The organism is Streptomyces sp. NBC_00425, assembly GCF_036030735.1.
In the GTDB taxonomy this organism is placed as follows: Bacteria; Actinomycetota; Actinomycetes; order Streptomycetales; family Streptomycetaceae; genus Streptomyces.
In genome coordinates this window covers 7,571,602-7,594,491 of the sequence record NZ_CP107928.1, presented here as the reverse complement: position 1 = coordinate 7,594,491, position 22,890 = coordinate 7,571,602, and the positions used below count along the sequence as shown (strand labels likewise).

Genomic DNA, 22,890 nt, shown 5'->3' with positions numbered 1-22,890 from the left:
GGAGCGGACGCGGAAGTGGCAGTTCAGCAGTCGGTCGGGCCGGACCCGTATTTCCCGGCCAACGGTGACTCCCGGTACCGGGTGCACCGCTACGAGCTCACGCTGGACTACCGGCCGGGCCCGAACCGGCTGTCGGGCGCCGCGCGGATCAACGCGATCGCAGGGCGGTCGGCGCTGGCCGAGTTCCAGCTGAACCTGGCCGACTTCAAGATCGGCCGGATCCGGGTGGACGGTCGTCCGGCGCACTACACGCATCGGGGCGGCCGGCTGCGGGTCCGTCCCGCCAAGCCGGTCCGCGCGGGGGCCGCGTTCACGGTGGAGGTGCAGTGGTCGGGCAACCCGAAGCCGGTGAGCAGTCCCTGGGGCGGTATCGGCTGGGAGGAGCTGGACGACGGGGCGCTGGTGGCGAGCCAGCCGGTCGGTGCGCCGTCCTGGTACCCGTGCAACGACCGTCCGGCGGACAAGGCGTCGTACCTGATATCGGTCACGACGCCGTCGGCGTACTCGGTGGTGGCGGGCGGCAGGCTGCTGACGCGGACCGCGAAGGCGTCGACGACCACGTGGGTGTACGAGCAGTCGGCGCCCACGTCGAGCTACCTGATAGGGCTGTCCGTCGGCAAGTACCAAACGGTGCTGCTGGGCGACCCGGGGCTCGGGGGCGTCCCCCAGCACGGGCACATCCCGGCGCGGCTGCTGCCGGAGTTCTCGCGGGACTTCGCTCGCCAGCCCGCCATGATGCACCTTTTCCAGCAGCTCTTCGGCCCGTACCCGTTCGACGAGTACGCGGTGGTCGTGACGGAGGAGGAGCTCGACGTCCCCGTCGAGGCGCAGGGGTTGTCGCTGTTCGGCGCCAACCACGTGGACGGGGCGCGGGGTTCGGAGCGGCTGGTGGCGCACGAGCTGGCGCACCAGTGGTTCGGCAACAGCGTGTCGATCGCCGACTGGCGGCACATCTGGCTGAACGAGGGGTTCGCGAAGTACGCGGAGTGGCTGTGGTCGGAGCGGTCGGGCGGCCGCAGCGCGCAGCAACTCGCCGCCGTCGCGCACCGGTTGCTGGCGACGCAGCCGCAGGATCTGCGGCTCGCCGATCCTGGGCGCAAGTCGATGTTCGACGACCGGCTCTACGAGCGCGGCGGTCTCGCCGTGCACGCCGTGCGCTGTGCGCTGGGCGACGACGCGTTCTTCCACATGGTGCGCGCCTGGCTCGGGGTGCACCGGGGCGGGTCGGTGACCACGGCGACGTTCGCCGCGCACGCCGCCCGGTTCGCGTCCGAGCCGCTGGACGAGCTGTTCGCGGCCTGGGTGTACGGGACGGCGCTGCCGCCGTTGCCGACGCCGTCGGCGCAGCGGGGCGCGGCCTCGGCCTGAGCGCCGGGCCGGCGCCGGTTCGGTGACGGGGCCGCGGGGCGGGGCAGGACCTGGGGCGGTGCAGGCCCGAAGGGCGGAGCAAGACCGCAGGGCGGAGCAGCGCCGCGGGGCGGGGCCAGGACCGCGGGGCGGCGGGGCGGCGGGGCGGCGGGGCCGACGGGCGGTGCAGGCGGTCGCGCGGGCCCTCTCCGGCAGTTCAGGGGCGTGGCCGGGTCGGCGGGCGGCCGGGCACAATGAACCGCATGGCCCGACGTTCCGCACGCCCGCGACAGCGCGCCTCCGCCGCCGTCCCCGCCGTCCCCACCGACTGCCCGTGCGGTCTGCCCGCACGGTACGAGGCGTGCTGCGGCCGCTACCACGCGGGCACCGGGACCCCGCCGAGCGCCGAGGCGCTGATGCGGTCGCGCTACAGCGCGTTCGTCACGGGCGAGGCGGGCTATCTGTTGCGGACCTGGCACCCGCGGACGCGTCCGGAGCGGCTGGAACTCGATCCCGGGATGCGCTGGACCGGCCTGGAGATCCTCTCCGTGTCCGACGGGAGCGCCTTCCACCCGACGGGGACGGTGGAGTTCCGCGCGTCCTACCGGGGCGGCTCGCTGCACGAGCTCAGCCGCTTCGAGCGGGTGGACGGGGTTTGGGTGTACGTGGACGGGGAGTTCCCTCGGTGACGCCGGGCACCGGCCGCGTCAGGGAGCCAGGATGTCCAGTTCCTGGAGGGCGCCGACGGTGATCTCGCGGGTGAGCTGTTCCGCGCGGGCCGCGTCGCCGGCCCGGACCGCCTCCGCGACCTGGACGTGCAGGGTGACGGCGGCCGGGTCGGGGTCCTCGAACATCACCTCGTGATGGGTGCGGCCGGCCAGGACCTCCGCCACGACGTCGCCCAGGCGGGCGAACATCTCGTTTCCGGAGGCGGTGAGGATGACCCGGTGGAAGGCCATGTCGTGCACCAGATACCCCTCCAGCCGGTGGCCGCGTGAGTGGGCCACCATGCCGAGCGCGCACTCGGTGAGCTCGGCGCACTGCTCCGCCGTGGCGTGCCGCGCCGCAAGGCCGGCCGCGACCGGCTCGATCGCCGAACGCAGGACAGTGAGCGAACGCAGCTGGTGCGGGCGGTCGGCGCCGGCCAGCCGCCAGCGGATGACCTGCGGGTCGTAGACGTTCCACGCGGACCTGGGGCGGACCGTCACGCCGACGCGGCGGCGCGACTCGACCAGGTCCATGGACTCCAGGACGCGGACCGCCTCGCGCATCACGGACCGGGAGACGTCGAAGCGCTGGGCCAGCTCGTCGGTGCGCAGGACGCTGCCCGGCGGGTACTCGCCCGCCGTGATCGCGGGCCCCAGGGCGTCCAGTACGCGGCCGTGCAGCCCCCGGTCCGGAGTGGTCATGCACTCAGCGTACGGGGTAGATCACGGACTCAAAAAGTCAGACTTATTTGGTGCCGGGTCTTGCAATAGTCCTATCTAATAGGTTTCAGTGTCGTCGGCGGCGTCCACCGGCGCCGGATGTCGAGGAAGACAGCGAGGCAGAGATGCGTACCCCGCACGTCGTCGTGGTGATGGGCGTCGCCGGCACGGGCAAGACCACCATCGGTCCCCTGCTCGCCGCCCGGCTGGGCGTCCCGTACGCCGAGGGCGACGACTTCCACCCGCCGGCCAGCATCGCCAAGATGTCGGCCGGCACCCCGCTCGGCGACGACGACCGGTGGCCGTGGCTCGACGCCATCGGCGCCTGGGCGCACGAGCGGGCCGGGCTCGGCGGCGTGGTCAGCTGCTCGGCGCTCAAGCGGTCGTACCGTGACCGGCTCAGGGCCGCCGCCCCCGCCGTCGTCTTCGTCCACCTGGCGGGCGACCGGTCGCTGATCGAGGACCGCATGGCGAACCGGCAGGGTCACTTCATGCCGACGGCGCTGCTGGACTCCCAGTTCGCCACGCTCCAGCCCCTGGAGGCGGACGAGGCCGGAGTCGTCGTCGACGTCGTCGGCACCCCGGAGGCCATCACCGGGCGGGCGTTGGCGGCGCTGACCGCGCTCGCGGACCCCGTGGACCGCACTCCCCCGTCCGACTGACGCCCGTCCGGCCGGCCCCCGTCGAGCGGTCTTGGCCGACCCGCCCGCCTTCGTCGACGGCTAGTCGTCATCGTCCTCCGGAGCCCTCCTCCGGCGGCAGCCGTGCCCCCCGCGCACCGCACTCCCCGTCCCCCCTCCCCTACCTGACAAGGGAACCCCCGTGACCAGACTCAGCGTCGAGATGCTGGCAGCGGACGCCGTCGAGCCGATCACCTCGGCCGACCACGCGCAGCTGGGCATCGCCGTCCTGGCGGGCATCGCCGTGATCGTCCTGCTCATCACCCGGTTCAAGCTCCACGCCTTCCTGGCGCTGACCATCGGCTCGCTCGCGCTGGGCGCGTTCGCCGGGGCGCCGCTCGACAAGACCATCGCCTCGTTCACGACCGGTCTGGGCGCCACCGTCGCCGGGGTGGGCGTGCTGATCGCGCTCGGCGCGATCCTCGGCAAGATGCTCGCGGACTCCGGCGGAGCCGACCAGATCGTGGACACGATCCTCGCCAAGGCGGGCGGCCGCTCCATGCCGTGGGCCATGGTGCTGATCGCCTCGGTGATCGGTCTGCCGCTGTTCTTCGAGGTCGGTGTGGTGCTGCTGATCCCGGTGGTGCTGATGGTCGCCAAGCGTGGCAACTACTCGCTCATGCGGATCGGCATTCCGGCGCTGGCCGGTCTGTCGGTGATGCACGGGCTCGTCCCGCCGCACCCCGGTCCGCTGGTCGCGATCGACGCGGTCGGCGCCAACCTGGGCGTGACGCTGGCCCTCGGCGTGCTCGTGGCCATACCCACGGTCGTCGTCGCCGGACCGCTGTTCTCGCGGGTCGCCGCACGCTGGGTGGACGTCCCCGCCCCCGAGCGCATGATTCCCCAGCGGCCCTCCGAGGACCTGGAGAAGCGGCCCGGCTTCGGCGCCACCCTCGCCACCATCCTGCTGCCCGTCGTGCTCATGCTGTCCAAGGCGCTGGTCGACATCGTGGTGGACGACCCCGAGCACACCGTGCAACGCGTCTTCGACGTCATCGGATCCCCGCTGATCGCGCTGCTCACCGCCGTGCTCGTCGGCATCTTCACCCTGCTGAGGCCCGCCGGCTTCGCCAAGGACCGGATCTCCGGGCTGGTCGAGAAGGGCCTCGCGCCCATCGCCGGCATCCTGCTGATCGTCGGCGCGGGCGGCGGCTTCAAGCAGACGCTGATCGACTGCGGCGTGGGCCGGATGGTGCTCGAGATCTCCGAGGACTGGTCCATCCCCGCCCTGCTGCTGGCCTGGCTGATCGCGGTGGCGATCCGGCTGGCGACCGGTTCGGCGACCGTGGCGACGATCTCGGCGGCGGGCCTGGTCGCACCGCTCGCGGCCGACATGTCGACGACGCACACGGCCCTGCTGGTGCTGGTCATCGGCGCGGGCTCGCTCTTCTTCAGCCATGTCAACGACGCCGGGTTCTGGCTGGTGAAGGAGTACTTCGGACTCACCGTGGGCCAGAACGTGAAGACCTGGTCGGTCATGGAGACGATCATCTCCGTGGTCGCGGGCGGTCTCGTCATGCTCCTCTCCCTCGTCCTCTAGACGTGGGCGGGAGCGACGGCGGGCGACGCCCGCGGACACGGGAAGACGGGCACAGGAAAGACGCGCACCGGAAAGACGCGCACCGGGAACCCGGGCACCGGGAAGAGGAGTCACGGCGATGAGCCACCCCCTGTTCGACATCACCGGCCGGACCGCTCTGGTCACCGGCTCCAGCAGGGGCATCGGCCTGGCACTGGCCCGGGGTCTGGCCGAGGCCGGCTGCACGGTCGTCCTCAACGGGCGCGACGCCGGGCGCCTCGAGCGGGCCGCCGCCGGACTCCCGAGGACCGTGCACACCAGCGCGTTCGACGTCACCGACGGGCCCTCGGTGCGGGCCGGCCTCGCCGACGTCGAGGCCCGGGTCGGCCCGCTGGACATCCTCGTCAACAACGCGGGCATGCAACTGCGCGCCCCGCTCCTTGAGTTCGCCGACTCCGACTGGCACCGGGTGCTGGACGCGAATGTCACCAGCGCGTTCCTGGTGGGCCGGGAGGCGGCCCGGGGGATGACCGAACGCGGCCACGGCAAGATCATCAACATCTGCTCGCTGCAGAGCGAGGTGGCCCGTCCCGGCATCGCGCCCTACGCGGCTGCCAAGGGCGCGCTGAAGATGCTCACCAAGGGCATGTGCGCCGACTGGGGCCCGCGCGGCGTCCAGGTCAACGGCCTCGGCCCGGGCTACATCGAGACCGAGCTGACCCGGCCCCTGGTCGAGGACGAGGAGTTCAGCGCGTGGGTGCGTCGGCGCACCCCGGCCGGACGGTGGGGCCGCACCGAGGACCTGGTGGGCGGGGTGCTGTTCCTCGCCTCCCCCGCGGCGGACTTCGTCGGCGGTCAGGTGCTGTACGTCGACGGCGGTATGACGAGCGTGCTGTGAAAGGGCGTGACGACGGATGCTGGCATGTGTGATCCACGGTCCGGGCGACCTGCGCGTCGACGAACTGACGTCTCCCTCGCCGGGGCCGGACGAGGTGCTCGTCGCCGTTCGCTACGGCGGGGTCTGCGGCTCCGACCTGCACTACTGGCGGCATGGCGGGGTCGGGGACTTCCGGCTGCGGGAGCCGATGGTGCTGGGGCACGAGGTCGTCGGCACGGCGTCGAGCGGGCCGCTCGCCGGCACCGCGGTCGCCGTGCACCCCGCCACGCCGTGCGGGCTCTGCCCCGAGTGCGCGGACGGGCGGCGGCACGTCTGCCGGGACACCCGCTACCTCGGCAGCGCGGCCAGGACGCCGCATGTGCAGGGCGGCTTCGCTGCCGAGATCGCCGTTCCCGCCGGGCAGCTGCGGCCGCTTCCGGAAGGGCTGCCGCCGCGTCGGGCAGCGCTCGCCGAGCCGTTGTCGGTGGCCCTGCACGCGGTGCGCCGGGCCGGTGCGGTGGCCGGGCGGCAGGTGCTGGTCACCGGGGCCGGACCCATCGGCTCGCTGGTGGTCGCGGCGGCGAAGGCGGCGGGCGCCGCCCATGTCACCGTGACCGACCTGCTGCCCGCCGCGCTCGGGTACGCGCGCGCCGCGGGCGCCGACGTCGTCGTCCGGGCCGACGATCCGGCCGACCCCGGGTGGCCGTCGGAGGCGGACGTGGCCGTGGAGGCGTCCGGGACCGCCGCCGGGCTGGAGACCTGTCTGCGGCTGGTGCGCCGCGGCGGGGTCGTCGTACAGCTCGGCATGTTGCCGCCGGGACCGAGTCCGTTTCAGGGGAACCTGCTGGTCAGCCGGGAGATCGAGCTGCGCGGGGCGTTCCGTTTCGACACCGAGTTCGACGACGCGCTCCGGCTGCTCGCCGCCGCGCCCGCGTTCGACGCGTTGGTCAGCGCGGTCGTCCCGGTGCGGGAGGCGGAGGCGGCTTTCGCGCTGGCGGCCGACCGCAGCCGTTCCTGCAAGGTGCTGCTCGACTTCGGCGACTGACCGGCAGCCCGCGCGGCGAGGTGCCCCCGGCATGTTGCAGCGATTCGCGAGGCCTGAGGCCCCACAGGCACGTCCCGGCGATCCGCCGGGGGCGGGGTGGAGCGGTCGGGGCGCGGCCGTGCCGGAGGGGATCATGCGGGGGCGTGCCGGACGATCGCGGGAGCCCTGCCGGAGCGGTTGCGATGCGGCCGAGCCGGAGGTCACGTGGGGGCCGTGCCGGAAGGTCGCTGGGGGGCGGCCGGTGAGCAGTTGCGGGGCACCGTCGGTCAGGGCCGCCAGTGGCGGTGTTCTCGTTCGGCCCATTCGCGGCTCACCGAGCCCGTGCGCATGCCGCGTCGGGCCTCCGGGTCGCCGAGCGCCATGCCGATGTGGCCGGCCAGGACGATGCCGATGGTCAGGGCCAGCCAGTCGTGGACGAAGGTCGCGCTGGTGCGCCACATGATCGGGGTGAGGTGGGTGAACCACATGAGGAGTCCGGTGCCGAGCATGACCAGGGTGGCCCCGGCGATCCAGGACGAGTAGATCTTCTGGCCGGCGTTGAACTTGGCCGCCGGACGCGACTCCCGCCGCTTGTCCCGGCGCAGGACTGCCCGCAGCCAGCGTCGGTCGTACGGGCCGAAGCGGTTGAGGTGGCGCAGGTCGGCGCGGAACGCGCGGGAGGCGAGGCCCGCGAGGACGGGGACGGGCAGGGCCAGACCCGCCCACTCGTGAACCCTCACGACCAGTTCGCGGCGGCCCACGAGCTGGGCGAACTCGGGGATGTACAGGCAGGCGGCCGTCGCCACGCACACGCCCATGAGCAGGGCCGTGGTGCGGTGCACCCACCGCACGGCGCGGGTGAAGCGGCGCACTCCGGTGGCGGCCGGCGCCGCCTCAGCTCGTAGGCTCATCGTCGCGTCCGTTCGAACGGCCGACCCAGGCGTCGACGTCGTAGCCGCGGTCCTCCCAGTAGCCGGGCTTCACCTTCTCCGTGACGGTGATGCCGGAGAGCCACTTGGCGGACTTGTAGAAGTACATCGGCGCCACGTAGAGGCGGACAGGGCCGCCGTGGTCGTGACCGAGGTCCTTGTCCTGCATGCGCAGGGCGACGAGGACGTCGGCGCGGCGGGCCTGGTCCAGGGTGAGGCTCTCGCTGTACGCGCCGTCGAAGCAGGTGAACCGGACCGCGCCGGCGTTCGCCCGCACACCGGCCGCGTCGAGGAGGGCGGACAGCCGTACGCCCTCGAACGCCGTGCCCGGGACCCGCCAGCCCGTCACGCACTGCACGTCCTTGACCATGCGGGTCTGCGGCAGGGCCTTCAGCTGGGCCAGGGTGTAGCTGACCGGGCGGTCGACCAGGCCGTCCACGGTGAGTCGGTAGTTCGAGGCGTCCTTGTGCGGGACGGACGAGGTCACCGAGTAGTAGCGGAAGCCGCCTCCGTTGGGGAGCAGCCCGGTCAGGCCCGTGGGGTCCTTGTCCGCGGCGCTGCCGAGGAAGGCCTCGAGACCGCGCTGGAGCGGGGGTGCGGCGACGACCCCCAGGGCGCCGAGGGCGAGGGTGCCGAGGAACACCCGGCGGCCGACGGGGGCGCCGCGTTCCTCGGACGGTTCGGGATTCACCCGTCCATTCGAACACCCGCGGGCGGGCCGGGCCAGGTCTGCCCGGCAGCCGTCAGACTTCCGTCATCACTTCTTACCTTCCGGGCCGCGCGGGAGCGGGTCCCGCAAGAGCGTCCCGGAAGAGGTCCCGGAAGGCAGACGATGCGCGTGGCGACCCCGCGTCGATCCCGGCGAGTGACGGCGATCCCGGCGGGTCACGGCGGCGCGGAAGCGGATTTCGGCGGCCCGCCCCTGGTGGGAGCCTCCCCGACCGGCTGACCGCGGGACGAGTGTGGCGTGCGCCATGGCGCGGCCCGGCCGGAGCCCACACCATGGCCGTAGGGGCGCCCCGCGCCTCCGGCTCCGGCCGCGGGCCCCGCGGCCGAGTCAGCCGCCCGGTTCGGGGTACTCCCGCAACCATCGCCCCGTGCGGGCCCGCAGCGGACGCTTCGGGCACTCCCGGGGTGCCGAGGGCGCTGGGACGCTACAGTCGGCCACTACGCACCCCGTCCGTGGCCCGACCGGATGATCGAGGTACGCAGCGTGTCGGTTCTGGTTCTGGTTCTCGCCGTGAGCGCCGCCTGCTGTCTGGGCTTCGGGTTCGTGCTCCAGCAGAACGCGGCCCAGCGGGCGCCGCTCGGCGACTTCCTCTCGCCGCGACTGCTGCTCGACCTGATGAAGGTGCCGCGCTGGCTGGGCGGCCTCGGTCTCATGGTGGCGGGAATGGCGCTGGGCGCGATCGCGCTCGGCCAGGGCGAGATCTCCCTGGTGGAGCCGCTGCTCGCGACCAATTTGCTGTTCGCCCTCGCGCTCTCCCGGCATCAGACGAAACAGTCGCTGGGCCGCCAGGGCTGGGCGGGGCTCTTCCTGCTCGCGGGCGGCGTGACCGTCTTCATCGTGGCGGGCGAGCCGCGCGGCGGCAGCGCGGTCACGGATCCGCTGCGGCACTGGACGATCATCGGCGCGATGATCGGACTGGCACTGCTGCTCACCACCTACGCCAAGCGTTCCCGGCTGAGCGCGGGCCCGGTGCTGCTGGCCCTGGCCGCCGGTCTGCTGTACGGCGTGCAGGACGCGCTGACCCGGGTCAGCGGACAGCGCTTCTCGGCCGGCGGTCTCGGCGAGCTGATGACCCGCTGGGAGCCGTACGCGGTGCTCGCGCTCGGCGTGACCGGCCTGGTGCTGGTGCAGAGCGCCTTCGAGACGGCGCCGCTGCGGATGTCGCTGCCCGCGCTGACGGCGGCGCAGCCTCTCGCCGGAATCCTCTGCGGCGTCGGTTTCCTGGGCGACCGGCTGCACACCGACACCGGCGCGCTGGCCTGGGAGGCGGCGGGACTGGCGGCGATCGTCGCGGGCATCGTGCTGCTCGGGCTGCACCCGGCGATGCCCCGGGGTGGGGCCCCTCGGGAGCGGGTCCCGAAACTCCAGCCCCAGTAGGCGGAACGAGGCTCTCCTCGGACGGGGCTGCTCGGACGGGACTGACGGGCGGGACTCTTCGGACGGGGCTGCTTGGATGGGGCGATGAGCGCTGCTGACGAAATCCTCGACATCGTCGACGAGAACGACCAGGTCATCGGCCGGCGCCCGCGCGGGCAGGTGTACGCCGAAGGTCTGCGCCATCGCTGTGTGTTCGTCCAGGTCAGGGACGACGAGGGGCGCGTCTTCGTCCATCGCAGGACGGCGGCCAAGCTGGTGTTCCCCTCCCTGTACGACATGTTCGTCGGCGGGGTGGTCGGCGCGGGCGAGGCCTACGACGAGGCCGCGCTGCGCGAGGCGGAGGAGGAGCTCGGGGTGAGCGGGCTGCCCCGACCGGAGCATCTGTTCACGTTCCTCTACGAGGACGGGGCGGCGGGGAGCTGGTGGTCGGCCGTGTACGAGGTCCGCTGCGAGCTGCCGGTGTCCCCGCAGACGGAGGAGGTGGCATGGCACGACTTCCTGCCCGAGGAGGAGGTCGAGCGACGTCTGTCCGTCTGGCAGTGGGTGCCGGACGGGCTGGCGGCGTACGAGCGGCTCAGGGCGCACCGGGCGACGGCCCGCACCGCGCCGAAGGGGCCCCGCGGAGGCGACGGGTAGGGTCCTGTGGGTGATCGAGTTCGTACAAAACGTCCGGTTGTGGTTCGCCCCCCAGCAGGTCAGGGAGGAGGGCAGCACACCCGACTACCGGTTCTCGCTGGCGAACGAGCGCACGTTCCTGGCCTGGCTGCGCACCGCGCTCGCGTTGATCGGCGGAGGCTTCGCGGTGGACCAGTTCCTGCCGGACCTGCGCTGGGGCTGGCGGGTCGGGCTGGCGCTCGCGCTGCTCGCGGCGGGCGTGCTGTGCTCCCTGCGCGCGGTGAACCACTGGGTGCGCTGCGAGCGGGCGATGCGCCGGGGCGAGGACCTGCCGTCCTCCCGTTTTCCGGCGCTGCTGGGCGTGCTGGTCGCGGTGGTGGCCGTGGCGATGGTGCTGGTGGTGCTCGTGGGGTGGGAGGGATGAGCGGCGGGCCGCCGCCGGAGCGGGACCCCGGTCTCCAGCCCGAGCGGACCCGGCTGGCCTGGCGGCGCACGACGCTGGCGAGCACCGTCTCGGCCGTGCTGGCCGTGAAGGCCGCGCTGCACGGCGGCCCGTCGGCGTCCCAGATCGTGGCGGGCGCGCTGTGCTGCGCCCTGTGGCTGGCCTTCCTGCTGCTCGCCCATCGGCGCATCCACGCCCTCGCCGCCGCGCCGAACCCGGTGGCCCTCACCGCCCGTCACGCCAGCGCGGCCGTCGCGTGCGCGGTGGCGACGGCGGTGTGCGCCGTCGTCCTCGTGGTCTGATCCGCCCGCCGGGCGCGCTCCCCGCTCGCGCCTCGCCCGGCCCCGCCCCCATTACGGCCCGGGCTCTCTACGCGCTTTCCGCAGCCGCCCCGGGAGCCTCCTCCCGCTCCTCCTCCCAGTCCACGGTGACCACGATCTTGCCGCGGGTGCGGCCCTCCTCGCTGAGGCGATGGGCCTCCGCGGCCTGCTCCAGCGGGAACGTCCTGGAGACGTGCACGGAGACGACGCCCTGTTCGGCCAGTTCCGCCAGGCGGGTGAGGTCCTCGGCGTCGGGGCGGACCCAGCAGTAGCGGCCGCCGTAGCCGACGACGTCCCCGTCGGCGATCGAGGCCAGACGTCCGTCCGGGACCAGCAGGTTGGCGGAGACCCTCAGCGTCTCGCCGCCGACCGTGTCGAAGGCCGCGTCCACACCCTCGGGGGCCAGTCCGCGCACCCGTTCCGCCAGGCCCTCGCCGTAGGTCACCGGCTCGCCGCCCAGTGAGCGCACGAAGTCGTGATTGGCCTCGCTCGCCGTGCCGATCACCCGGGCGCCCAGGTGACGCGCGAGCTGTACGGCGATCGAGCCGACGCCGCCCGCGGCCGCGTGGACGAGGACGGTCTCGCCGCGTTTCACCTGGAGCGCCCCGGTCAGCACCTGGTAGGCGGTGAGTCCGGTGAGCGGCAGCCCGGCGGCCTGCTCCCAGGTGAGGTTGCGCGGCTTGCGGGCGAGGGTGCGCACGGGGGCGGCGACGTACTCGGCGAAGGTGCCGCGGGAGAGGAAGTCCTCGCGGACGTAGCCGACGACCTCGTCGCCGACCGCGAACTCGGGCACGGACACGCCGAGCTGGACGACGACCCCCGAGACGTCCCAGCCGGGGACCACCGGGAAGACGGCCTCCAGCATCCCGTCCAGATATCCCTGCCGGGCCTTCCAGTCGACGGGGTTCACAGCCGCCGCGCGGACCTTCACCAGCACGGCGTCGGGACCGATCCTGGGATCGCGCACCTCCCCGTACACGAGCGTCTCGGGGCCGCCGTAGCCTGCGTAACTGATCGCCTTCATGGGTCCGACCCTCCGGGGTCTCCGGACGCCACGCAAGCCGGATCACCCGATATGCCCGGTTCGCGTGACACTGTGTCCGACGTCATCGCCCGCAGCTTCGAAGGTGAGCCACCCCCATGACCGCCCTCCATCTCGAGCACTCCGCCCACTCCCACACGCACGGCCCGGACTGCGGGCACGCCGAGGTGAGCCACGGCGACCACGTCGACTACGTCCACGACGGACATCTGCACCGCGAGCACGCCGGCCACTGGGACGAGTGCGAGCCCGAAGGGCACCGGGCCCACGACGGGCACGAGCACCGGCACGGCGAGGACTGCGGGCACGCGCGCGTGGAGCACGGCGGGCACTTCGACTACCTGCACGACGGCCACCGGCACGCGGAGCACGACGGCCACTGGGACGACCACTGACGCGTCCGGAACACCGGGCGGCCGCGGAGCCGGGCGGCCGTGACCCCCGGAGCTCCGGGTGCGGCCGCCATGGCCGGAACGCCCGCAACGGCCGAAAAGGGCCTGCCGACGGCTCCCCGGGTTCTGTCCGGGGAGCCGTCGGCCTATCGTGGCCCCGATCACGTTGGGCGTGACCCCTGGACTCCATACCGACCGGTCGGCATCATGGGGCGAGCCCCTGTTCACCCGTCCCGTCCGTAGGAGCGACGCATGAGCCCCGACCACCCGCCCGGACTCGACCTCGACCGGCTGAGCGCCCTGCTGGAGCGCGAGCGTCCCGGTCTGGTCCACGGCCCCCTCACCGGACGGCTGATCGAAGGCGGACGGTCCAACCTCACCTACGCGGTCTCCGACGGCGAGGCGAAGTGGGTCGTACGCCGGCCTCCGCTCGGGCACGTCCTGGCCACCGCGCACGACATGAAGCGCGAGCACCGGGTGATCAGCGCCCTGCACCCGACGAGCGTGCCGGTGCCCCGCCCGGTCCTGCTGTGCGAGGACGACGACGTGCTCGGGGCCCCGTTCTACGTCATGGAGTTCGTCGAGGGCACGCCCTACCGGACGGCCGACGAGCTCGCCCCGCTCGGCGAGCGGCGCACCCGGGACGCCGTGCTGTCGCTGGTGGACACCCTGGTGGAGCTGCACGCGGTGGACCCCGGCGAGGTCGGCCTGACCGACTTCGGCCGGCCCGAGGGCTTCCTGGACCGGCAGCTGCGCCGCTGGGGCAAACAGCTGGACGCCTCCCGCAGCCGCGAGCTGGCCGGGATCGACGAGCTGCACGCGGCGCTCGGCCGCGACCTGCCGGCCTCCCCCGCCGCCGCCGTCGTGCACGGCGACTACCGGCTCGACAACGTCCTGATCGGCCCCGACGACACGATCCGCGCGATCCTCGACTGGGAGATGTCGACGCTCGGCGACCCGCTGACCGACCTGGGGCTGCTGGTGATGTACAGCGTTCCGCTGACGCTGCCGAACTCCCCGATCTCCACGACCGCCTCGGCGCCCGGTCATCCGTCGCCGGCCGAACTGGTCGAGCGGTACGCGGCGGGCTCCGGGCGCGACGTCTCGGCGGTCGCCTGGTACACGGCGTTCGCCTGGTTCAAGCTCGCCGTGATCCTGGAGGGCATCCACTACCGCTACACGCTCGGCCAGACGGTCGGGCGCGGCTTCGACCGCATCGGGGAGCTCGTCCCCGTCTTCATCGAGCACGGACTGACCACTCTCCAGGAAGGCTGACCGGCATGGACTTCGCGTTCGACGCACGCACCGAGGACCTCCGCGCCAGGCTGCTCGCCTTCATGGACGAGCACGTCTACCCGGCCGAGGCCGTGGCCGAGGAGCAGCGGGCGCTGCTGGCCTCGCCCTGGGACACCCCGGCCGTGGTGGAGGAGCTGAAGGCCGAGGCGCGCAGCCAGGGCCTGTGGAACCTCTTCCTGCCCGATGCCGAGCACGGCGCCGGGCTCACCAATCTGCAGTACGCGCCCCTCGCCGAGATCACCGGCCGTTCCCCGCAGCTGGCGCCGACGGCGCTGAACTGCGCCGCGCCGGACACCGGGAACATGGAGGTGCTCGCGCAGTTCGGCGACGAGCGGCAGAAGAAGCAGTGGCTGGAGCCGCTGCTGGCGGGCGAGATCCGTTCGGCCTTCGCGATGACCGAGCCGGAGGTGGCCTCCGCGGACGCCACCAACATCACCACGCGCATCGAGCGGGACGGCGACGAATATGTCATCACCGGTCGCAAGTGGTACATCTCCGGGGCGATGAACCCGGACTGCAGGATCTTCATCGTCATGGGCAAGACGGACCCGGACGGACCGGACATCCGGCGCCAGCAGTCCATGGTGCTGGTGCCGCGCGACACGCCCGGCGTCACCGTCCGGCGGGCCATGCGGGTCTTCGGGTACGAGGACCACTCCCACGGCGGCCACGCCGAGGTGGTGTTCGACCACGCGCGCGTACCGGCGACGAACCTCATCGGCGAGGAGGGGGGCGGCTTCGCCATCGCCCAGGCCCGCCTCGGCCCCGGCCGCATCCACCACTGCATGCGGCTGATCGGCATGGCGGAGCGGGCGATCGAGCTGATGTGCCGCCGGGCCGTCTCCCGTACGGCGTTCGGCAAGGCGCTGGGTCAGCAGGGCGTGGTGCACAACTGGATCGCGGACGCGCGCGTGACGGTCGAGCAGCTGCGGCTGCTGGTCCTCAAGACCGCCTGGATGATGGACACCGTCGGCAACCGGGGCGCGCACGCGGAGATCCAGGCCATCAAGATCGCCACCCCGCGCGCGGTCGTCGACATCATCGACCGGGCGATCCAGCTTCACGGCGCGGGCGGCGTCAGCCAGGACTTCCCACTGGCCGAGCTGTACGCCGGGGCGCGCACGCTGATGATCGCGGACGGGCCGGACGAGGTGCACCAGCGGTCGCTGGCCCGGCGCGAGCTGAAGAAGTACCTCTAGGGGCACGGGTGAGGGGCGGTCGTCCATGACGGCCGCCCCTCACGTGTGGGCTCGTTCAGGGCCGCAGGGCCCGCAGCAGCAGGTCGGCCAGGTGGTCGGCGACCTCCTGTGCGCCCATCGGGCCGTCCGGCCGGTACCAGGTCGACAGATGGTGCACCGACCCGAAGTGGTAGTCCACGACCAGGTCCGCGGGGGTGGCCGTGGAGAAGACGCCGCAGGCCTGGCCCTCCTCGACGAGTGCCCGGAAGCGTTCGTGATAGCGCCGGCGCTCGGAACGCACCTGCTTGTTCTTCTCCGGACTCAGATGGTGCATCGAGCGGAAGAAGATCATCGCGTCGTCGAGGTTCTCGATGGTCGTGACGACGACGTCCGCCGCAGCGCCCCGCAGCCGCTTCTCGATCGGCTCGTCGGCGTTCGCGAAGGCGTCGAGCCGCTCCTGCTGGACGCGCAGCACGCGCGCGTACACCTCGTGCAGCAGGTCGTCCTTGGAGCCGAAGTAGTGGTACAGGGCCCCCTTGGTGACGCCGGCCGCCTCGACGATCTCCTGGACCGAGGTCCGGTCGTAGCCCTGCTCGGCGAAGAGCCTGGTGGCGGCGGCGAGCAGCCGCTGCGGCACGGGGGTCCCGTCGCCGTCCGTGGTCCTGGGCACTGCCGCCACCTGCCTTCCTCGATGCCTTGTCGGCGCGTCCCGCCGGCTGTCGCGCTACTGACCGTCAATCGTGCGGGAACGCAGTTCCCGACGGAGGATCTTGCCACTCGCCGTCTTCGGCAGGTCGGGCAGGATCTCCACCTGGCGCGGGTACTTGTAGGCCGCCAGTCTGTCCTTGCAGTAGGCCGCGAGCGTATCGGCATCCGCGTCCGCGCCCGGACGCAGGCTGATGTACGCCTTGACCGTCTCCCCGCGGTAGCCGTCCGGCACCCCGACGACGGCCGCCTCGCGCACCGACGGATGGGTGTACAGCACGTCCTCGACCTCGCGGGGCCACACCTTGAAACCCGACGCGTTGATCATGTCCTTCTTGCGGTCGACGACGTACAGCCAGCCCTGTTCGTCCATGAAGCCGATGTCCCCGGTGCGCAGCTCGCCGTCGGGGAAGGCCTCGGCGGTGGCCTCGGGCCGCCGCCAGTACCCGGGCACGACCTGCGGACCCCGCACCACGATCTCGCCCGGCTCCCCGAAGGGCGTCTCCGCGCCCTGGTCGTCGACGATGCGCACGACCGTGTCGGGACCGGGCACGCCGACGGCGAGGGTGCCGGACTGCGGGTCGACCGGCGCCTCGTGCTGGGGCGGTACCGAGGCGCAGGGGGCGGTGCACTCGGTGAGCCCGTAACCGTTGCGGATGTACGGCCCGAAGCCGGCCCGGAACTTCTCCACCAGGGCCGGCGGCACCGGCGCCCCGCCGGAGGAGATCTGCACGAACGACGCGAAGTGGTCCCGGGTGCAGGTGGGGTGGGCGGCCAGCGCCATGAAGGCGGTGGACGGGCCGACCGTGTAGTGCGGCCGGTGCTCGGCGAACGCCTCCAGCACCAGACTCGCCTCGAAGCGGTACGTCAGGACGAGCGTCCCCGCGCTGTTCAGACTGGCGCCGAGCTGACAGACCATGCCGGTGATGTGGAACAGCGGCGCGAGCGCGTAGTAGACGGGCGCCTCGGGCAGCCGCAGCCCGGTGCGCTGCCGCTCGGCGTTGAACATGATGTTGCCGTGCGTGTTGGTGGCGCCCTTGGGGGCGCCGCTGGTGCCCGAGGTGTAGCTGATCAGGGCGATGTCGGCGGGGGCGGCCTCGCGGCCCTCGGGCGCCTGGTGGCCGGCGCGGGCGACGGCGGTGAGGTCGTCGGCGTCGGGGGCCTGCGGGAGCCGTTCGAAGGCGAGCACGCGCGCGTCACCGCGGGTCTGGAAGTCCAGTTCGCAGCCGGTGAGGACGATCCGCACGGGCGAGTCGGCGGCCGTCTCGCGCAGATACCCCTCCCATGCGCGGTCGGAGCAGATCAGGGCGGTGACGTCGCCGTCCCGCAGGACGTGGGCGACCTCGCCCGACTTGTACATCGGGTTGACCGGGACGACCGTCGCGCCCGCCTTCCAGGCGCCGAGCAGGGCGAGCACGAAGAGCGGGGAGTTCTGCAGCAGGACGGCGACCCGGTCGCCGGGCCGCAGGCCGCGGGCGGCGAGGTGACCGGCCACGGAGTCGCTGAGCCCGTCCACCTCGCGGTAGCTGAGCCGGCCGTCGAAGTAGGCGAGGCAGGTGCGGTCCGGGACCTCGGCGGCGGACCTCCGGAAGGCGTGCACCAGGGAGTCGGCGGGCTCGATCGGGGCGCGCTGGGCGTCGTCGAGGAGGGCCAGCCAGGGCTTGGCCCCGTAGCGGGAGGCGGGCGCCGTCACTCGGCCGCCTCCCACTTCTGCTGGAGATGGTTCATGTTGGTCAGCCAGCGGTCCGGATCGCCGGCCCGCACCTGGTAGTACCCGGCGACCTCGGGGTGCGGCAGGATCAGGAAGCGGTCCTCGGCGATGCCCTTGAACAGGGCGTCCGCCACGTCCTGCGGCTCGATCGCGGTCGGCTTGAGCACCAGGTCGCCGGCGCTGCCGGTGGCGTCCAGCATGTCGGTGCGCACGCCCTGGGGACAGATCGCGTGGACCTTGACCCCGCGGTGGCGGTAGGTCAGCGACAGCCACTCGGCGAAGGCGTACGCGCCGTGCTTGGTGACGCTGTAGGGGGCGGCGCCGATCATCGTGAGCAGGCCGGCCGCGGAGACGGTGGAGACGAAGCGGCCCCGGCCGCGCTCCAGCCAGTCGGGAAGCAGCGCGTGGGCCGCGCGGACGTGAGCCATCACGTTGACGTCCCAGGCCTGAGCCCAGACGGCCTCCCCGGCGGCCTCGGAGCCGCCCGAGGCGACTCCGGCGTTGGCGCAGTACACGTCGACGACGCCGTCGAGGGCCTCGCGGGCCCGGTCCACGACCGCCGAGGCGTCACCGGGGACCGCGATGCCGCCGATCTCCTCGGCGACCGCCCGCGCCCGGTCCGCGTCCAGGTCGTTGACCACGACCCGGGCGCCCTCGGCGGCGAAGCGGCGGGCCAGCGCGGCACCGATGCCGCCTCCCGCTCCGGTCACGACCACTCCGGCATCCTGCACGGCTTCCACGTTCGGTCTCCTTCGACGCGACGGCGGCACGGACTGCGGCCCTGGGGGACGCACCGGCTCCGCGTCTCAGACTAACCAGTCGGTATGTTGCGACGGAAGGGCTGTTCCGGATTCACCGCCCGTTCGCCGTGCACGGACTTGCGCGGGACCGGGGAGGGCGTCTTCCGACGGATGAGGCGTGATGAAACGCGATGAGGCGTGACGTATGGCCAATCGTTCCCGTTCGCAGGACGATGCGCGCATCTGGCGCACCGCTTCGGGAACGAGGGGGCCTGTCGTGGCGGAACCTGCGATGAGCGTGACGCCCTACTGGGAGCTGACCTTCGACGCCGACGGCGACACCGAGGGCGGACGGGCCGACCGGTCGGCGGCCGAGGTGGCGCGGCGCGGCGTCCGTGACCTGATCGTCTTCGCGCACGGCTGGAACACCGACCGCTCCGCAGCGACCGGGCTCTACAGCCGCTTCTTCGCTCCGATGCCGGCCCTCGCCCCGGCCGCGAGGATCGGGTACGTCGGCGTGGTGTGGCCGTCCATGCGGTTCCCGGACGAGCCGATCCCGGACTTCCCGCGGTCCGCCGCCGCGGGGGCCGTCCGGCGTGGGGCGCTGGACGGGGAGACCCGGCACGCGCTGCTGGAGACCTTCCCGGGCCGGGTCTCGGCGGTGGACCGGGTCGGGCGGCTGCTGGAGCAACGGCCGCCCGAGGAGGCCGCTCTGGAGGAGTTCGGGCGGCTGGTGCGGCTGCTGGTGGACGTGGAGCCGCACGGGCCGCAGGCGCTGTTCGCGGCGGACACCCTGACGGACGGCGTCCCGCACGACGGCGGACCGCAGATGTTCGCGGGGCCCACGGCGGAGGTCTGCGAGGAGTTCGCCCGGGCCCTGGCCGGCCTCGAAGCCGGCGGCCCGGCGTCCGGCGGCCCGGAAGCCGGCGCTGCACGCGGCCCCGGTGTCGAGGGGTTCTCCCTGCCCGACCCCTGGGACGGGGCGCACGAGCTGCTGCGGCAGGCGACGTACTACGCCATGAAGCGGCGGGCGGGGACGGTCGGCGAGCGCGGGCTCGGTCCGTTCGTGGGCCGGCTGGCAGCGGTCGCGCCCGCGGTACGGGTGCATCTGGTGGGGCACAGCTTCGGCGGCCGGCTGGTGTCCTTCGCGCTGCGCGGACTGCCCGCGGGCGTGCGCGCGGTGAAGTCCGTGACGCTGCTCCAGGGGGCCTTCTCGCACTACGCGTTCGCCGCGCGGCTGCCGCACGACGCGCGCGCGGGCGGAGTGCTGCAGGGACAGCAGAACCGTGTCGACGGGCCTGTGGTGTGCTGCCACTCCTCCTTCGACGCGGCGCTCGGCACGATGTACCCGCTGGCCTCCCGGATGGCGGGCGACGCACGCGGGGCGTTCGAGGAGTTCGGCGTCGGCAGTGTGCTGGGCGCCAAATGGGGCGCCATGGGGCACGACGGGGTGCAGGCGGTGCCCGGTACGCGCGCGTACACGCTCGCCGAGGCGCTGGCCGGCCCGCTTCCGGCGTCGGGGTGCGTGAACGTCGACGCGGCCGCGGTCGTCCGGCGCGGCGGGGCGCCGGCCGGGGCGCACAGCGACATCGTGCACCCCGAGCTGGCGCGGTTGGTGCTGGCGGCGGGCCGCGTACGCTGACCCGCCGCCGTCCCTCAGGGCCTCACCGGTGCGAGGTGAACTCCACCACCTGCTGGAAGGTGGGCCGGTTCTGCCAACTGATGTTGCCGTGCTTGATACCGCCGAGAGTGCGCTGCACGATCGAGTCGGCGCACCACTGGTTGCCGGCCGTCGTGCAGAGCTTGTCGGCCGGGTAGACCTGGGCCGCGGTCTTGCCGGCCGCCGTCTTCAGGGTGCTGATCAGGACGTCCCGGCAGCCGCCCAGGGTGCCGCCGCCGCAGTACTTCTGCGGCAGCCCGCCCTGCACGGTCTCGCCGAGCACGGCGCGGACGTCCTTGTCGACATAGCTCCACCAGCCGTACTGGAAGGAACTGCCGGCGTGCGATCCGGTCGGCCCGTGGGCCGCCGACGGGGACTCGTCGATGGGCAGGTTGGCGCCGAAGGCGTTGTAGAGGCCGGTGCCCAGACCGGGTTCGAACTCGGCCTTGACCAACAGCGGCCACCACGCGTCCAGGATGCGGATCGCGTCGGCGTCGGCGTACGTCTTCGAGCCCGCCGTGGTCTCCGTGCGCCTGCCGCCGGCCGTCAGCCAGGTCTGCAGCTTGGTCACGGCCGCCGCCGCGGTGGAGTCGGTGACCGTCGAGCTGTTGATCACCTTCAGCAGGTCCGGCAGGACGTCCTCGGCGCGCAGGTCCGTGAGCGCCGCCTCCGCCATCGCCTTCGTCAGGGACGCGCGCGTGACGCCGCCGGCCGCGACCAGCTTCTTCACCCGGTCCTCGAGCAGGTTGCCGCGGTGCACGGACCCGTCGCCCCACGAGGCCGTGGTGTAGTTCTTGGCCTGCTTGTTGTTCCAGGAGATGTAGTAGTCCTGGTCGACGGAGTTGGGGTGTGCCGAGGCCGGGGTGTACTCGGCCGTGTTGGTGGCCGGGACCCAGTTCTTCCACTCGTAGGCCGCCTGCGCCCACACCGGGAACTCGGCGTCGACGCCGCTCGGGCGGACCGGGTTGTCGCCGCTGTTGTAGTACGCGGTGTGCGTGGAGTCGGCGTAGAACCAGTTGAACGTGTAGTTGATGTGCTGCACCGCGCTCTGGAAGGTCTGCGGGCTCTTGACGTAGTCCGGGTCGTTCAGCATCTGGAAGCCGATGATCGAGTCGGCCTCGTGCATGTAGGACGACCTCAGGGTCGTGTAGGCGACCTTCTTGCCGCCCACGGTCGCCCGGTACTCCACGGGCCCGTACTTCGTGCGGTAGACGCGCATGGTGTACGAGCCGGCGGCCGTCCCGTCGGCGGTCGTCGGCTTCCAGGCGTTCTTCTGCTCGACGACGTCCATGGCCGTGCACACGCCGTGGTACAGGTAGTGGTAGTCGTCCTGGCACAGTTCGACCGCGTACGAGTCGATGATGTCCTGGCCGGACGTCGTGGCGCTCCACGCGTAGTCCTGGCCGCGGCCGAGTTCGACGTACATGCTCAGGCCCGCGAAGGAGGCGCCGCGGGCGCTGATGCCCGGCCCCTGGATCTCCTGGAGCATGAGCAGCTGCGGGGCGAAGTAGCCGGTCTGCGGGCCGAAGACGGCGATCGGGTGGCCGCTCGCGGTGGACTTGCCGCTCACCACGAGGGCGTTGGACATGCCGCGCCTGGCCGAGCTGAGGGCGCTCGCGGTCGCCTTGGCGGTGGCGGCGGTCGCGCTCGCGCCGGCGCCGGTGCCCGTGGCGTCGTAGACCAGCGGCTGCGAGGCCACCGAACCGGCGTCGGGCAGCGCCTCGCCCTGCGGGGTCGCGGGCTTGCCGCCGTAGGGGAAGCTCTCGCCGTTGTGGACGGTGAGGGCGGCCTCGGGATCGTTGCGTTCGCGGAACGCCTCCCAGACCTGGGTGCCCTGCTCCACGCCGTACTTCTCCTGTGCGGCGAGCAGCGAGACGGCGTTGTTGACCTCGCCGCCGCCGCCGGATCCGAACAGCGCGCCGATGACCGAGGCGAGCGCCACCAGGTCGGTGATCTTGAAGTGGTCGATGGTGCCGGCGTTGGTGATTGAGTCCTTGTGTCCGGTCAGGACGTATTCACCGGGGAAGTAGCGGCCGCTGTCGGAGGCGTCGATGTAGGCGTTGACACCCGCCAGGTAGGCGTTCGCGTCGGCGAGAGCCTGCTGGCCGCGGGTGCCGTTGGTGGCGACGGCGTTGTCGATCTGGGCCTGGAGGTCTGCCTCGGTGTACGGAGCGTTGCGCCAGAACTGCTGCTCGAGACCCTGGTTGGAGGGGTCGCCGCCCGCGAACGCGGTCAGCTGGCCGCGGCCGACGTGACGGAAGACGTCCATGAGCCACAGCCGGTCCTGGGCGGCGGCGTACCCGGCGCCGAACTCGGTCCCGTACCGGGTGGTGCCCGAGATGTGCGGTACGCCCGTCTTCTTGTCGCGGACGATCGTCACGTCGGTGCGACCCGCGGGCTTGACCGTCGAGGCGACCTGGTCGGCGGCGACGCCGAACGACGCGTCGTTGAAGAAGGTGTTGATCGTGGCGTTGGTGAGGGTGGGGTAGCCCTTGGCGAGGTTGGCATAGGGGCCGAGCTGGTCGTCCGCGTGTTCGGGCTGGGTGCCGAACGCCTGGTTGAGGAGGACCTGCGCCAGGGTGGCGTTGCCGTTCTCGCCGGGCGGCAGGATGTCGGAACACTGTCCGCCGCAGTAGTCGTTCGGGGCCGTGACCTCGGCTGCTGCCGCCACTTGGGAAAGAGGTGACAAAAGTCCGGCGATCAGAGCGCATATGGAAGCGGTCTTCAGGAACCCGGGGAATCTGCCGGGAGTTCTCAGTCTGTCGAGAGAGTTGCGGGGGGTTCGCCGAGGCATCGGCTGCTCCTAGCGACGGGGGTGGCCGAAAGGTTACCGCCGGTATCCCCGGGATTGAAGATGAACATGCGTCAAGTTTTCGGCT

The 22,890-nt window shown here is 72.6% G+C and carries 22 protein-coding genes; 14 read left to right on the top strand and 8 right to left on the bottom strand.

What is annotated here, in order from left to right:
- Window positions 1-15 precede the first annotated feature (15 nt).
- Window positions 16-1,368 (top strand): M1 family metallopeptidase, encoded by a 1,353-nt coding sequence (locus OHS82_RS33425; RefSeq protein ID WP_057579899.1) that lies wholly within the window; start codon window positions 16-18, stop codon window positions 1,366-1,368.
- A gap of 242 nt (window positions 1,369-1,610) precedes the next feature.
- Window positions 1,611-2,036 (top strand): YchJ family protein, encoded by a 426-nt coding sequence (locus OHS82_RS33420; protein WP_328435127.1) that lies wholly within the window; start codon window positions 1,611-1,613, stop codon window positions 2,034-2,036.
- 18 nt (window positions 2,037-2,054) lie between these two features.
- Here the strand turns inward: OHS82_RS33420 and OHS82_RS33415 are convergent, their stop codons facing one another.
- Window positions 2,055-2,756 (bottom strand): FadR/GntR family transcriptional regulator, encoded by a 702-nt coding sequence (locus OHS82_RS33415; protein WP_057579677.1) that lies wholly within the window; start codon window positions 2,754-2,756, stop codon window positions 2,055-2,057.
- Window positions 2,757-2,899: 143 nt separating this feature from the next.
- On the opposite strand from OHS82_RS33415, the gene OHS82_RS33410 reads away from it, so the two are divergent.
- The 4 genes from OHS82_RS33410 (at window position 2,900) to OHS82_RS33395 (ending at window position 6,895) form a co-directional block, all read left to right on the top strand.
- A complete protein-coding gene (locus tag OHS82_RS33410) occupies window positions 2,900-3,436 on the top strand; it encodes a gluconokinase (RefSeq protein WP_057579680.1) in 537 nt (178 codons plus the stop codon).
- Window positions 3,437-3,596: 160 nt separating this feature from the next.
- On the top strand, window positions 3,597-4,994 hold the full coding sequence (locus tag OHS82_RS33405) for a GntT/GntP/DsdX family permease (protein ID WP_328435125.1): 1,398 nt from the start codon (window positions 3,597-3,599) through the stop codon (window positions 4,992-4,994).
- A gap of 118 nt (window positions 4,995-5,112) precedes the next feature.
- Window positions 5,113-5,871 carry an SDR family oxidoreductase gene (locus OHS82_RS33400; RefSeq protein WP_328435124.1) on the top strand — a complete coding sequence of 253 codons (759 nt, stop codon included), beginning with the start codon at window positions 5,113-5,115 and terminating at the stop codon, window positions 5,869-5,871.
- Window positions 5,872-5,887: 16 nt separating this feature from the next.
- A complete protein-coding gene (locus OHS82_RS33395) occupies window positions 5,888-6,895 on the top strand; it encodes an L-idonate 5-dehydrogenase (RefSeq protein WP_057579686.1) in 1,008 nt (335 codons plus the stop codon).
- Between the two features lie 266 nt (window positions 6,896-7,161).
- On the opposite strand, the gene OHS82_RS33390 is transcribed toward OHS82_RS33395, so the two are convergent.
- On the bottom strand, window positions 7,162-7,785 hold the full coding sequence (locus OHS82_RS33390) for a cytochrome b/b6 domain-containing protein (RefSeq protein ID WP_057579689.1): 624 nt from the start codon (window positions 7,783-7,785) through the stop codon (window positions 7,162-7,164).
- Window positions 7,769-8,494 (bottom strand): molybdopterin-dependent oxidoreductase, encoded by a 726-nt coding sequence (locus OHS82_RS33385; RefSeq protein WP_057579690.1) that lies wholly within the window; start codon window positions 8,492-8,494, stop codon window positions 7,769-7,771. The genes OHS82_RS33390 and OHS82_RS33385 overlap by 17 nt, the downstream gene beginning before the upstream one ends.
- 522 nt (window positions 8,495-9,016) lie before the next feature.
- Between OHS82_RS33385 and OHS82_RS33380 the strand changes: the two genes are divergently transcribed.
- The 4 genes from OHS82_RS33380 to OHS82_RS33365 all read left to right on the top strand — a co-directional run bounded on the left by OHS82_RS33380 (window position 9,017) and on the right by OHS82_RS33365 (window position 11,269).
- The gene (locus tag OHS82_RS33380; protein ID WP_057579900.1) at window positions 9,017-9,910 is read left to right on the top strand and encodes a DMT family transporter; all 894 of its coding nucleotides are present in this window, start codon (window positions 9,017-9,019) and stop codon (window positions 9,908-9,910) included.
- Window positions 9,911-9,994: 84 nt separating this feature from the next.
- The gene (locus OHS82_RS33375; RefSeq protein WP_328435123.1) at window positions 9,995-10,546 is read left to right on the top strand and encodes an NUDIX domain-containing protein; all 552 of its coding nucleotides are present in this window, start codon (window positions 9,995-9,997) and stop codon (window positions 10,544-10,546) included.
- 10 nt (window positions 10,547-10,556) lie between these two features.
- Window positions 10,557-10,949, top strand: coding sequence for a YidH family protein (locus tag OHS82_RS33370; protein WP_328435122.1), 393 nt, complete (start codon window positions 10,557-10,559; stop codon window positions 10,947-10,949).
- The gene (locus OHS82_RS33365) at window positions 10,946-11,269 is read left to right on the top strand and encodes a DUF202 domain-containing protein (RefSeq protein WP_057579696.1); all 324 of its coding nucleotides are present in this window, start codon (window positions 10,946-10,948) and stop codon (window positions 11,267-11,269) included. The genes OHS82_RS33370 and OHS82_RS33365 overlap by 4 nt, the downstream gene beginning before the upstream one ends.
- Before the next feature lie 67 nt (window positions 11,270-11,336).
- Here OHS82_RS33365 and OHS82_RS33360 read toward each other — a convergent pair whose 3' ends face one another.
- On the bottom strand, window positions 11,337-12,311 hold the full coding sequence (locus OHS82_RS33360) for an NADP-dependent oxidoreductase (RefSeq protein WP_057579698.1): 975 nt from the start codon (window positions 12,309-12,311) through the stop codon (window positions 11,337-11,339).
- A 116-nt stretch (window positions 12,312-12,427) separates the two neighbouring features.
- Here OHS82_RS33360 and OHS82_RS33355 point away from each other — a divergent pair, with 116 nt between their 5' ends.
- The 3 genes from OHS82_RS33355 (at window position 12,428) to OHS82_RS33345 (ending at window position 15,216) form a co-directional block, all read left to right on the top strand.
- Window positions 12,428-12,724, top strand: coding sequence for a hypothetical protein (locus tag OHS82_RS33355; RefSeq protein ID WP_057579699.1), 297 nt, complete (start codon window positions 12,428-12,430; stop codon window positions 12,722-12,724).
- A gap of 249 nt (window positions 12,725-12,973) precedes the next feature.
- The gene (locus tag OHS82_RS33350) at window positions 12,974-13,996 is read left to right on the top strand and encodes a phosphotransferase family protein (protein WP_057579701.1); all 1,023 of its coding nucleotides are present in this window, start codon (window positions 12,974-12,976) and stop codon (window positions 13,994-13,996) included.
- A 5-nt stretch (window positions 13,997-14,001) separates the two neighbouring features.
- A complete protein-coding gene (locus tag OHS82_RS33345) occupies window positions 14,002-15,216 on the top strand; it encodes an acyl-CoA dehydrogenase family protein (protein WP_328435119.1) in 1,215 nt (404 codons plus the stop codon).
- A gap of 55 nt (window positions 15,217-15,271) precedes the next feature.
- On the opposite strand, the gene OHS82_RS33340 is transcribed toward OHS82_RS33345, so the two are convergent.
- Genes OHS82_RS33340 through OHS82_RS33330 form a run of 3 tightly spaced genes read right to left on the bottom strand, consistent with a single transcriptional unit; the run spans window position 15,272 to window position 18,351 of the window.
- Window positions 15,272-15,865: a TetR/AcrR family transcriptional regulator gene (locus OHS82_RS33340; RefSeq protein WP_107449082.1), complete on the bottom strand. Its 594-nt coding sequence runs from the start codon at window positions 15,863-15,865 to the stop codon at window positions 15,272-15,274.
- 54 nt (window positions 15,866-15,919) lie between these two features.
- Window positions 15,920-17,593, bottom strand: a complete 1,674-nt coding sequence (locus tag OHS82_RS33335) for a class I adenylate-forming enzyme family protein (protein ID WP_328435118.1) — start codon at window positions 17,591-17,593, stop codon at window positions 15,920-15,922.
- Window positions 17,590-18,351 carry an SDR family oxidoreductase gene (locus tag OHS82_RS33330; protein ID WP_057579708.1) on the bottom strand — a complete coding sequence of 254 codons (762 nt, stop codon included), beginning with the start codon at window positions 18,349-18,351 and terminating at the stop codon, window positions 17,590-17,592. The genes OHS82_RS33335 and OHS82_RS33330 overlap by 4 nt, the downstream gene beginning before the upstream one ends.
- Before the next feature lie 277 nt (window positions 18,352-18,628).
- On the opposite strand from OHS82_RS33330, the gene OHS82_RS33325 reads away from it, so the two are divergent.
- Window positions 18,629-19,993 (top strand): serine-threonine protein kinase, encoded by a 1,365-nt coding sequence (locus OHS82_RS33325; protein ID WP_328435117.1) that lies wholly within the window; start codon window positions 18,629-18,631, stop codon window positions 19,991-19,993.
- A 22-nt stretch (window positions 19,994-20,015) separates the two neighbouring features.
- Here OHS82_RS33325 and OHS82_RS33320 read toward each other — a convergent pair whose 3' ends face one another.
- Window positions 20,016-22,805: a penicillin acylase family protein gene (locus tag OHS82_RS33320; protein ID WP_057579712.1), complete on the bottom strand. Its 2,790-nt coding sequence runs from the start codon at window positions 22,803-22,805 to the stop codon at window positions 20,016-20,018.
- Between the last annotated feature and the right edge of the window lie 85 nt (window positions 22,806-22,890).

Coding starts and splice junctions, on each gene's coding strand:
- OHS82_RS33390 (WP_057579689.1), bottom strand. CDS start 7,785: ATGAGCCTACGAGCTGAGGCGGCGCCGGCCGCCACCGGAGTGCGCCGC.
- OHS82_RS33395 (WP_057579686.1), top strand. CDS start 5,888: ATGCTGGCATGTGTGATCCACGGTCCGGGCGACCTGCGCGTCGACGAA.
- OHS82_RS33350 (WP_057579701.1), top strand. CDS start 12,974: ATGAGCCCCGACCACCCGCCCGGACTCGACCTCGACCGGCTGAGCGCC.
- OHS82_RS33320 (WP_057579712.1), bottom strand. CDS start 22,805: ATGCCTCGGCGAACCCCCCGCAACTCTCTCGACAGACTGAGAACTCCC.
- OHS82_RS33375 (WP_328435123.1), top strand. CDS start 9,995: ATGAGCGCTGCTGACGAAATCCTCGACATCGTCGACGAGAACGACCAG.
- OHS82_RS33415 (WP_057579677.1), bottom strand. CDS start 2,756: ATGACCACTCCGGACCGGGGGCTGCACGGCCGCGTACTGGACGCCCTG.
- OHS82_RS33400 (WP_328435124.1), top strand. CDS start 5,113: ATGAGCCACCCCCTGTTCGACATCACCGGCCGGACCGCTCTGGTCACC.
- OHS82_RS33365 (WP_057579696.1), top strand. CDS start 10,946: ATGAGCGGCGGGCCGCCGCCGGAGCGGGACCCCGGTCTCCAGCCCGAG.
- OHS82_RS33410 (WP_057579680.1), top strand. CDS start 2,900: ATGCGTACCCCGCACGTCGTCGTGGTGATGGGCGTCGCCGGCACGGGC.
- OHS82_RS33355 (WP_057579699.1), top strand. CDS start 12,428: ATGACCGCCCTCCATCTCGAGCACTCCGCCCACTCCCACACGCACGGC.
- OHS82_RS33345 (WP_328435119.1), top strand. CDS start 14,002: ATGGACTTCGCGTTCGACGCACGCACCGAGGACCTCCGCGCCAGGCTG.
- OHS82_RS33420 (WP_328435127.1), top strand. CDS start 1,611: ATGGCCCGACGTTCCGCACGCCCGCGACAGCGCGCCTCCGCCGCCGTC.
- OHS82_RS33360 (WP_057579698.1), bottom strand. CDS start 12,311: ATGAAGGCGATCAGTTACGCAGGCTACGGCGGCCCCGAGACGCTCGTG.